This is a genomic window from Hydrogenophaga intermedia, assembly GCF_023715105.1.
In the GTDB taxonomy this organism is placed as follows: Bacteria; Pseudomonadota; Gammaproteobacteria; order Burkholderiales; family Burkholderiaceae_C; genus Hydrogenophaga; species Hydrogenophaga intermedia_A.
The window spans coordinates 1-9,998 of record NZ_JAMBNO010000047.1; the positions used below are offsets into that span (position 1 = coordinate 1).

Genomic DNA, 9,998 nt, shown 5'->3' on the forward strand with positions numbered 1-9,998 from the left:
GCCAACACCACGGCGGTCACGATCGCCGAAACGGGCGGTCACGTTACCGGAACGGCGCTGAAAACACCCCTCAGCCCACCGGTCACGATGCGCCGAAATGACCGGTCACATTCGCCGAAATACGCAACCGCAGACCAATGTGGCCAACTGGCGCAGCCACGGAGCCCTGTATGGCAACATGCGTGCAACAGCGAGTGCCCAGGTCAAGTTGGCGCTCCAGGAGGAGTGTCGATGTCTCTACTCAGGTCGGATCGCTCCAAGGGAAGTCTGTTCTTGCCCCTCGGGATCTTGGTGCTCGGCATGGTCGCCACGTACCTGCTGGCAGCCGCGCAGGTGGCACGAAACGAGGAGTTGGTCGATCGCCAGTTCTCCGCGCAGGTACAGCGCGTGGTGGAGGACGTGGAGCGTCGCGTGAACGGATACGAGTATGGTCTTCGCGGTGCCCGAGGAGCGATAGCCGCATTGGGCCCGCAGGAACTGACGCGCGAGCGGTTTTTGCATTACAGCAAAACGCGGGATGTGGACCGCGAGTTTCCGGGCGCACGGGGGTTCGGGTTTATTCGACGCGTGCCTGCTCAAGCCAGCGCCGGGTTTATCGACACGGCTCGTCTCGATGGTTGGCCAGAGTTCAACATCAAGGAACTCGCCCCCAACCCCCAGGAGCGGTTTGTCATACAGTACATCGCGCCCGTGGCGCGCAACCAGCAGGCCGTGGGTCTCGACATCGCGTCCGAGGCCAACCGGCGCAGCGCCGCACTGGAAGCGATACGGCTGGACCGCGCGACCATCACAGAGCCCATCACCCTTGTGCAGGCAACGGGCGCAGTCAACCGCGCCTTCCTGATCCTGTTGCCGGTCTATCAGGACAACGCCCCCAGGGATACGCCGGCGCAGCGCCTGGCAGCTGCCTGGGGCTGGTCTTATGCACCCCTCGTCCTCGACGAGGTCCTGGCCGATGTGCTACGCAAGGCGCCGAAGGTGCAGTGGACGCTGCATGATGTGGCCGACGATGGCACTCAGACGCCGGTGCTCACTCAGGTGCAATCTCAGGCCGCTGGGTCGCTCAATCGTGTCGGGGATATCGAAGTCTTCAATCGGACTTGGCGCATATCTGCTGTGGCTGCTCCGGGCTACGGGTCGGACATGAAACTCACGCCGCCGCTGCTGGTTGCCGCAACGAGCATGATCGTGACATTGCTGGCGCTGACGGCAAGCGTGCTGTGGGTGCGCGTGCGACGCCGTGAGAAAGACAGCATGGCACTGAAATCGCAGCTGGCGACCATCATCGAGCACAGCGACCAGGCGGTGATCGGGGAGGACACCTCAGGCCGCGTGATGATGTGGAACAAGGCCGCAGAGCAGCTGTTCCAGATCAACGGAACGTCGGTGATGCACAAGTCCTTACCGGATGCGCTTGATCAGGCCGGTCTCCGATTGACGTCAGAGCATTCGGCGGCCGGGTTGGCTGCCGCTGATGCACAAGAGCTGATCTTGAGTGGCACGGGGCGATCGACGAGAGTGCTCATGGTCTCGCGCAGCCCGATCCTCTCTGCTCGTGGCGAACGGCTTGGTCAAGCAACGCTGCTCAAGGACATCACCGAGCGCCGGGCCATGGAAGATGCGTTGGCCAGCAGCAACCTGAACCTTGAGCGCAAGGTGAATGAACGCACCACCGCGCTGGCCAAGGCAGAGGCCTTCCTGCAAACGGTGTTGGACTCGGTGCCGTCGTTGATCAGTTACTGGGATGGCGACGGTCGGATACGAGCCGCCAACGCTGCATTCCTGCGCTGGTGTGAGTTGCCGCGCGAGGCGCTTCTCGGGCGAACGCTGGAGGACGTTCTGCCGACCTCCCGTATCGAGGGGCTGCACGACGACATCAGGCGCGCGTGCGAAGGACACCTTTGCGCGACAACGTTCAAGGTCCGTGGCGCCGACTCACATCTGCAGAGGCACTTTTCAGGCACGCTGGTGCCTGATGTCAACGTCGAGCACGCCTTTTACTTTGTCGCCGACGATGTGACCGAGTTGCAGAACAACCGACTTGCGCTGGAACAGGCGCTCAGCAATCAACAGGCAGAGCGCATTCGACTTGCCAGCATCATCGAAGGCACCAACGTCGGTACCTGGGAATGGAATGTCCAGACCGGCGAGACCCGCTTCAACGAGCGATGGGCACAGATGGTCGGTCACACGTTGGCGGAACTCGCACCCATCGATATCCAGACCTGGATGCGGTTCGCGCATCCGGACGATCTGCAGCAGTCCAACGCGCTGCTGAACGATCATTTCGAGGGCAAGACGCCCTACTATGAGTGCGAGGCGCGAATGCGTCACCGGGACGGGCACTGGATCTGGGTTCTTGACCGCGGGCGCGTGGCAACGTGGACGCCGGAGGGCAAGCCGGAATGGATGTTCGGCACCCACCAGGATGTCACTGCGCGCCACGCCATGGAGGAGGATCTGCGTTCCGCGAAGTTGCAGGCGGAATCTGCCAGTGCGGCCAAGAGCCAGTTCCTGGCCAATATGAGTCATGAGATACGCACCCCATTGAATGCGGTGCTTGGCATGCACCACCTGTTGCAGCAAACGCCGCTGAATCCAAAGCAGCGCGACTTGCTGACGAAAGCCGATAAGGCGGGTCACTCGCTGCTGGACATCCTCAATGACGTGCTTGATCTGGCCAAGATCGAGGCCGGCGAGATGGCGCTTCAATCCGAGGCCTTCGACCTGCAGGATCTGTTTGATGAACTGGGGGCCATTTACTCGCCCAGCGCGTCTGCCAAAGGCATCGCGTTCTCCGCGCGCCTCTCGGATATGCAAGCATGCTGGATGATGGGCGACCGCTTGCGTTTGCGCCAGATCCTGGCCAACCTGATCGGCAATGCCATCAAGTTCACTCAGTCCGGACACGTGTCGGTGAATGCTGCCACGGTTCGGCAGTCAGACGGTGACCGGTTGCTCATCAAGGTACGTGACAGCGGCATCGGCATATCGCCAGAGGCATTGGCCCGCCTCTTCAACCCTTTTACGCAGGCCGAGGACTCCACCACGCGGCGCTTCGGTGGCACCGGATTGGGGTTGTCCATCGTGAAGACCCTGGCCCAACTCATGGGAGGAGAGGTGAGCGTCACCAGTGAGCCGGGGAGTGGTAGCGAGTTTGCGGTGGAGCTGCCACTGCATGAGGTAGCCAGCGAGGATATCGAACGCATTCAACAAGGAATGCGCCCCATCGCCGTGGGGTACCTGTGTGGCGATCACGATATGTGCGCCGAGGTGCAGCGCCGGCTCACCTCCTTGGGTTGGACGGCCGTAGACCTCGAATCCACTTACAAGGAGACGTCCGACATTGTGCTCGTGGATGCTGCCCTAGGCCCAGCAGTACTGGATAAGCTCCCGCAATTGGCTTCGTCCGTACAGGGCCTGCTCGTGTTGGGTTCGGACGTGGAATTGCAATCGCTGAAGGAATCCAGACTGGCCCAGGTTCGACAGGTGAGAAAGCCTGTCGATGTATCTGCACTCTTCAACGCAATCGTAGAAACACTGTCCGGTAGCGAGGCGTCGCAAGCCCGACTCATAGGTCAATCTGGCGCAATCGATGGTGGCATTCGCTGGCTCGACGGCGCGCGGGTGGTTGTCGTAGACGACAGCGACATCAACCGCGAGATTGCCATCGCGCTACTTCGCAGCCAGGGCGCCATTTGTGAGGACTTCGATAATGGTCAGGCAGCAGTCGAGCGTCTGCAGCACAACGGCGGTGACGTCGACGCCGTTCTGATGGATGTGCAAATGCCTGTCATGGATGGCCTTGAAGCGACACGGTTGATTCGCAAAGGCAGCAGTGGCGCCGACCTGCCCATCATTGCATTGACGGCGGGCGCCTTGCAGAGCGAGCGGGAGAACGCCATGGCTGCAGGCCTGAGCGCGTTTCTCACCAAACCGCTTGAGCCGCTGAATGTGGTGCGTACGCTGCGCAAGCTGATCCATCAGCGCAGAGGAAGGCCCCCCGAAGTGACGATCGCCGAGTTGGATGACGTCGCCAACGAATCGACACGGGAAACGGAGGGGCCTTGGGCGATGATTGACGGCATCGACGCTCAACTTGCCAAAGCCCGTCTGATGGACAACGAGGCGCTATTCGAGAAGATGCTGCGTCTCATGATCGATGGATACGCCACTTGGACAGCGCTGTGGGTGAAGTTGCCTCGAACGCTCGATGCAAATGGTGTTCGCACGCTCTGTGCGAGCCTGCACAAGTTGAGGGGAAGCGCAAGCATGATCGGCGCAGTGGATCTCGCTGTCGCGGCCGAGGCCGCTGAAAACGCCTACTCGGGGCCATCACTTCCAGAAACTGAAGGGTTGCTCAGTACGGTAGGCATGGAGTTGGATCGGCTGCTGACGTCGATCGAAACATGGTTCAACCAACGATCCCCTGCCAAGCAGGTACCTGCTGTTGTCGAGTCGATCACCGATGACCAGCTTGGGCGGTTGTGGGCGCTGCACAAGTTGATCGATGCGAACGATCTTGATGCAGTAGACCAGGCGATGGCGCTTCGACCGGAGCTGGCATGTGTGTTGGGTGCTGCCGACGCTGCCAAACTGGCTTCATTGATAGACCGACTGGAATTCAACGAGGCATCCGAGCTGTTGGAGGGTGCGCTGACGCGATATCCGGTGTTAAATGCATAGCAAGTAATGGATATCAGAACAGACACAGGGGGCAACGATGGTATCGAATCAAGCGACTGGATCGACCGTTGGCGCGAAGCCCAGGGTGCTCCTGGTGGAGGATGACGCTGTTCAGCGGATGGGCATGGAGGCCATGCTGGTCGATGGAGGATTCGAGGTCCTGGCCTGCGCGAATGGGCAGGCGGCGCTATCCGCATTTGGTGCCAGTCGCTGTGATGCCGCCGTACTCGATCTCTTGCTGCCCGATGTTGACGGCGTGGCGCTTACTGAGCAACTTCGATCGCTCGAGCCTGACCTCGGTGTGATCATCGTCACCATGAATCCAGGCGTGCGCTCCGCCGTCAGTGCGATGAAGAACGGCGCGATCGATTTTCTCGTCAAGCCGATCTCGAGATCCCAATTGGTAGAAGGTGTTCACAATGCTCTGCAACGCAGTAGCGCCCAACGTCAAGCGCGTGCCACGCAATCGGCCATGGCGCAAAAGCTTGAGTCACTGCAGACGGTTAACGCTCAGTTGAACGAGTTCGCTGCCCGCGTCGCGCACGATTTGCGCTCGCCTGTGCGAGCCACCACGTTCTGGATTGAGTTTGCCCGGGAGGCGATCGCACGCGGCGACTCGCGGGACGCCGACGCACACCTTGAGGCGGCGCTCAAGTCCATCGCCTCTGGCCATCACATCATTGACGGCTTGCTGGCCCTCTCCAAATCGAATCATTTGCCCGTGCAGCGCTCCCCCATCGCGCTGTCACCGCTGATTCACACCATCGTCGAGTCGTGCCGTATCGAGTTCCGCTCGGTGGACTACAAAGTCCACATATCAATCAGTGACACCGTCTTTGCAGACCCGATTCTGGTCGGCATCGCGGTCAGCAATGTGGTGCACAACGCCTTCAAGTACGCATCGACACGGGCTGACCCCATTGTTGAAATCTGTGCTCGGCCCGAAACGCAAGAGCATTATGTGGTTCTGGTTCGAGACAACGGCGTCGGCATCGCCCCGGACAAGATGGATCGCCTGTTTGTGCCCTTTGAGCGTTTGAATTCGACGCCTGCGTTTGCAGGTGAGGGGATTGGGCTCACGACCGTCAAGCAGGTCATGGAGAAGCACGGTGGCGCGGTACGGGTGAATTCGGCGCCTGATGCTGGTACGACCGTGGAGCTGCGCTTTCCTCAACGGTGACCACCGGATACGTCCTTTACTTTTCTGGCAAGGATAAATGAGCAATAACCTAAACGTGACCACCCCTACCTTCTTGATCGTGGACGACGATCCGTTGATCGTTCATGCCCTCGCTCGCGCGTTGCGCCCGCTGGGCAAAGTGAGCTTCACCAACGCCTTTGACAGGGTGCATGTCACGGCCGCATTGGCGCAGCCGCGATTCATCCTGATCGACATCGATCTGCCAGATGTCACGGGGCTGGACATTGCGCGAACGATTCGCGCAAACCCTGAACTCAAGGGTGCCGATCTCATCTTGATGACTGCGCATAGTGCTGACGCGGTTTTGAAGGAAGGGGAGGCGCTCACCGGCATCCCGGTTTTCAAGAAGCCGATCAACATGGAGCGCTTGCTCGATTTCATCAAGCAGCGGACGTAGGCGTCTCGTGACGGCTCGTCCCCTCACAGCAGTCCTTGAAGCTGATGTCCCGAAGGACGGCAACCGCTGCAGAAGAGTCGCTCACGATCCGCTCCAGCAAGTCAACGCGAGCAACAAGAATCTCGACAAGGTGCCCAACGGTCGCAACCACCTTTCGCCGTTCTTGTGACGGCACAGACCTCGTCACAAACCTCGTCACAAACAAAAAGGCCCTCGTTTCCGAGGGCCTCATCGACAAGCAAGTGCTTGATTTTGTTGGTTGGTTATGAGTCGAGTCACATTTCCAAGGTTTGAAACTTTGGCTTTTGGGTCAATCCGGTCTTTTTTGGGGTGTTCTAGATGTGATGTTGCAATAGGTTGTTCACCCGACGGCTTCTGGGAGACTGGAGTTACCACGCTTCAGCACTCACAGAGGAAACCCGCCGGATGAACAGCCACAAGAATGCCAGATTGACCTTTGAAGGGCGCAGATTGCTCATTGAGCGCATTGCCGTCATGGGGCTGATGCCTGCGGCCGAGGCCGCAGGCATCAGCGTGCGAACCGCGCGCAAGTGGCGTCAGCGCTTTGAAGCTGGCGGAATCGATGCCCTCGTGGACAGCAGCTCACGGCCCGCCCGAACCCGCAGCACCATTGATGAGGCGCTGAGCCAGCGCATCGAACAACTGCGCCGCAGCCGCATGCCCATGCGCCGCATCGCCGCCGTGGTTGGGCGCAGCGTGGCCACTGTCAGTCGCTGGCTGGCCAGGCTGGGTCTGTCCAGCCTGAAGGCGCTGGAGCCTGCTGTGGCAGTCGTTCGCTACGAACACGATGCGCCAGGCGCCATGCTGCACATGGACACCAAGAAGCTCGGGCGCATCCAGCGTCCCAGCCACCGAGTCACAGGTGACCGACGTGATTCAGTGGAGGGCATCGGCTGGGAGTTTGCGCACGTGGCCATCGATGACCACAGCCGGGTGGGCTTCGTTCAGATGCATGACGATGAGCGCAAGGGCTCGGCGGTGGCCTTCCTGCAGGCCGCCGTTGCCCACTACGCGGCGCTGGGCGTGCGCATCGAGCGCTTGCTCACCGACAACGGCTCTGCCTATCGCTCGCGTCTGTTCGCCAAGACATGCCAAGCCCTGGGCATCAAGCACTGCTTCACCCAGCCCTACCGACCGCAGACCAACGGCAAGGCCGAGCGGTTCATCCAGACCTGCCTGCGCGAATGGGCCTATGGGCGAACATGGAACAACAGCGCCGAGCGCACTGCTTGGCTACCAGCGTTCCTGAGCTACTACAACGCTCGCAGACCTCACTCGGCCCTCGGGCATCGCCCTCCGGCTTCCCGCCTCGGTGGGAACAACCTATTGCAACTCAACATCTAGAGGGGAAAAGTGCCGATAGTGAGGGGTCTACCCTCCTGCGACCGCACGCCAAGTGAAAAGACCCGACCCCAGCGAACCTCTTTCAAGCCCGAGCCATAGCCCGCTCAAGCCGGGCGGTTCTACGACCGTTGGGCAGCCTGTGGCCCCCCTGGATGTCGAGCTTTGGGCGCGCCGCCTCGGCCTGGAATACCCCCTGGCGCTCTTGCTGCAGGCACTTCGAACGGACCGATATCTAGGGACCGCGCTGCACTACTTGCACCGGGAAGTACCCCGCTCGCTCATGCTGTGCTGGGCCCCCGAGGTCGACTTTTTCGAAGACTTGGTCGCGCTGGCCGACGCATATGCCACCTCCGAATCGATGCAGAAACGCTATCGACATCTGCGTATTGATACCCCAACGAGGCAGCAGATGGACGTGGGAGGCATGGCCAAGCACCCATTCGCGGCGGTGGTCGCAAGGCGCATTTCGACCACGCAACCCGAAAACGACGTCTGGCTCGAGACGCTCCGGACCTGGTGGGTACTGGCGTTTCTTGAAGCCGAGAGCCGCGGAGTTGAGTTGAGCGAGGCGCGGACTGAAGTGGGTCAATCCATCCGCCTGTGCGTACACGACACCACCGGATACGGCCCATGGACGCCGGTGATGATGGACTTGAAGAAAGACGATGCCGGCTCCTACCGCGAACTCCATGCGCATCTTGTTGGTAAGGGCCAAAAGTTGTGGGATGCGCAGACGAAGGAGGACGCCCACACCAAGTTTCTGCGCAGCCTGGCCAAGATTGACCTTGCGGGCTTCGCCGACAAAAACGTCTTGGCTCGGTCAGCGCCGCAGAGTCACGCGACCGCCCCCCTCCTCCCGGCACCCGCCGCGCCCGTGCATCAGCCGCGGCAGGTGAATCCTCATTGGCTCGAAGATTTGGACGGCGAATCGGAGGACGGCGACACGAATCCTGTCCTGCTCCATCTGGACGGGCCACCGGAGGACTTCGACTGTGTCGAATCAGATGAGACCAAGTCGCAAAGTGAGCAGGCACTGCACGCCAAAGGCGTTCAACTGCTGTCCATTGAGGAACAGCAACGCCTGCCCTACTCGTGGTCGAAGCCAAACCCACATGAGCGCAAGCTGCTGCAGCAGTGGTGGCGAAATTACTGGCCCAACCCCGCCCATCCTGATCACGAACTTGCTGTTCTTACCTATCTGGCCACGCAGGCATCCATGTCGGTGCGTCTCGTTCTCCAGTTGGGTATCGGCACTGAGAGCGCAATCAATTGGCAATGGGACCCGCAGCGCCAGGTACTGCACCGCCTTCCCCCACGCCGCTACCGCAGCGCAATACCGGATGCCCAGGCGCTGACCCACCTCACGCCTCTGGCGGAAATGCTCGTCATCCAGCCAAACGCAGCCGTGAAGGAATTTCTCGACTCCCGTACCCAGGCCGTTCCCGAAGCGACCTCGTTGGGCCAGTGGTTCGGCCCCGCCAAGGAGCTGGAAAGGCGCCTGAGGATCGCCCTGAAGGAGGTCGCGCCCCGCGTCACGCCTGCCATGTTCGGTGGCTGGCTTGCTCAAGAAGTGTTCGAGGAATCGCAAGATCCGGTGCTGGCGCACCTGCTCAGCAGCAATTCGCGCAGTGGCCTTCCAGGTTCGTGCGCATACGCGGCATACAACAGGCCCAGCGTGAACCTGCTGACTCGAATCGGCGCGGGCGCCGCCTTGACGATTTCACCCACCACATCGGACACCAAACTCAACTGCGCGGGCAGCGCGTTTCAAGTCGACGATGAATGGATCAAGGGCAGGCTGCAACAGCTCCTCCAGAACAACGACACGCTCGCCCAAAAGCCTGCCCAATGGATCGAGCACCACAACGCCCTGATCACATATCTCGTCGTGGTTCTCTTGTGCACGAGTGGCGCGCGACCGGTGACCTCCCCGTTTCAATCGCCCATCGACTTCAATCTGGACGATGGCACGCTGTATGTGGAGGACAAGGTCAGCAGCCATATGCATGCGGGTCGCCTGATTCCCATCGATCGCGGCGTGGCTCGCATGATCCGGGACCAGTATCTTGCGCACTTGAAATCGGTCGCGGTCATCGTCGGGCACTTCGACCCGTCGCTCGGCTCGGAGATCGCCCTGCTCGCGCAGACCAAAGACAGCACACAGATCCCGTTCCTTTTCTATCTACGCCGATCAGAAGACACCATTCGGTACGAGGAGGTCAGCTGCGTATTCCACGCGATGGCGGACACGACTCCATGCTGATGGCGGACAGTGTTCCAGCGTGATGGCGGACGCTGTTCCACGCTGAAGTCGGACATCATTCCAAACTGATGTCGGACACCTGCGGG

5 protein-coding genes are annotated in these 9,998 nt (G+C 60.6%); all 5 read left to right on the forward strand.

Annotation, left to right across the window (positions count from 1 at the left end):
* Positions 1–300: 300 nt before the first annotated feature.
* Positions 301–4,686 (forward strand): PAS domain-containing hybrid sensor histidine kinase/response regulator, encoded by a 4,386-nt coding sequence (locus M3149_RS22100; protein WP_251711526.1) that lies wholly within the window; start codon positions 301–303, stop codon positions 4,684–4,686.
* Positions 4,687–4,771: 85 nt separating this feature from the next.
* Positions 4,772–5,866: a sensor histidine kinase gene (locus M3149_RS22105; RefSeq protein WP_251711527.1), complete on the forward strand. Its 1,095-nt coding sequence runs from the start codon at positions 4,772–4,774 to the stop codon at positions 5,864–5,866.
* A gap of 79 nt (positions 5,867–5,945) precedes the next feature.
* The gene (locus M3149_RS22110; protein ID WP_251711528.1) at positions 5,946–6,284 is read left to right on the forward strand and encodes a response regulator; all 339 of its coding nucleotides are present in this window, start codon (positions 5,946–5,948) and stop codon (positions 6,282–6,284) included.
* Positions 6,285–6,710: 426 nt separating this feature from the next.
* On the forward strand, positions 6,711–7,649 hold the full coding sequence (locus M3149_RS22115) for an IS481 family transposase (RefSeq protein WP_251711529.1): 939 nt from the start codon (positions 6,711–6,713) through the stop codon (positions 7,647–7,649).
* 280 nt (positions 7,650–7,929) lie between these two features.
* On the forward strand, positions 7,930–9,912 hold the full coding sequence (locus tag M3149_RS22120) for a hypothetical protein (RefSeq protein ID WP_251711530.1): 1,983 nt from the start codon (positions 7,930–7,932) through the stop codon (positions 9,910–9,912).
* Positions 9,913–9,998: the final 86 nt, after the last annotated feature.

Bases quoted from the DNA above. Each gene is read 5' to 3' on its own strand.
- M3149_RS22100 (WP_251711526.1), top strand. From the start codon at position 301: ATGGTCGCCACGTACCTGCTGGCAGCCGCGCAGGTGGCACGAAACGAG.
- M3149_RS22115 (WP_251711529.1), top strand. From the start codon at position 6,711: ATGAACAGCCACAAGAATGCCAGATTGACCTTTGAAGGGCGCAGATTG.
- M3149_RS22120 (WP_251711530.1), top strand. From the start codon at position 7,930: ATGCTGTGCTGGGCCCCCGAGGTCGACTTTTTCGAAGACTTGGTCGCG.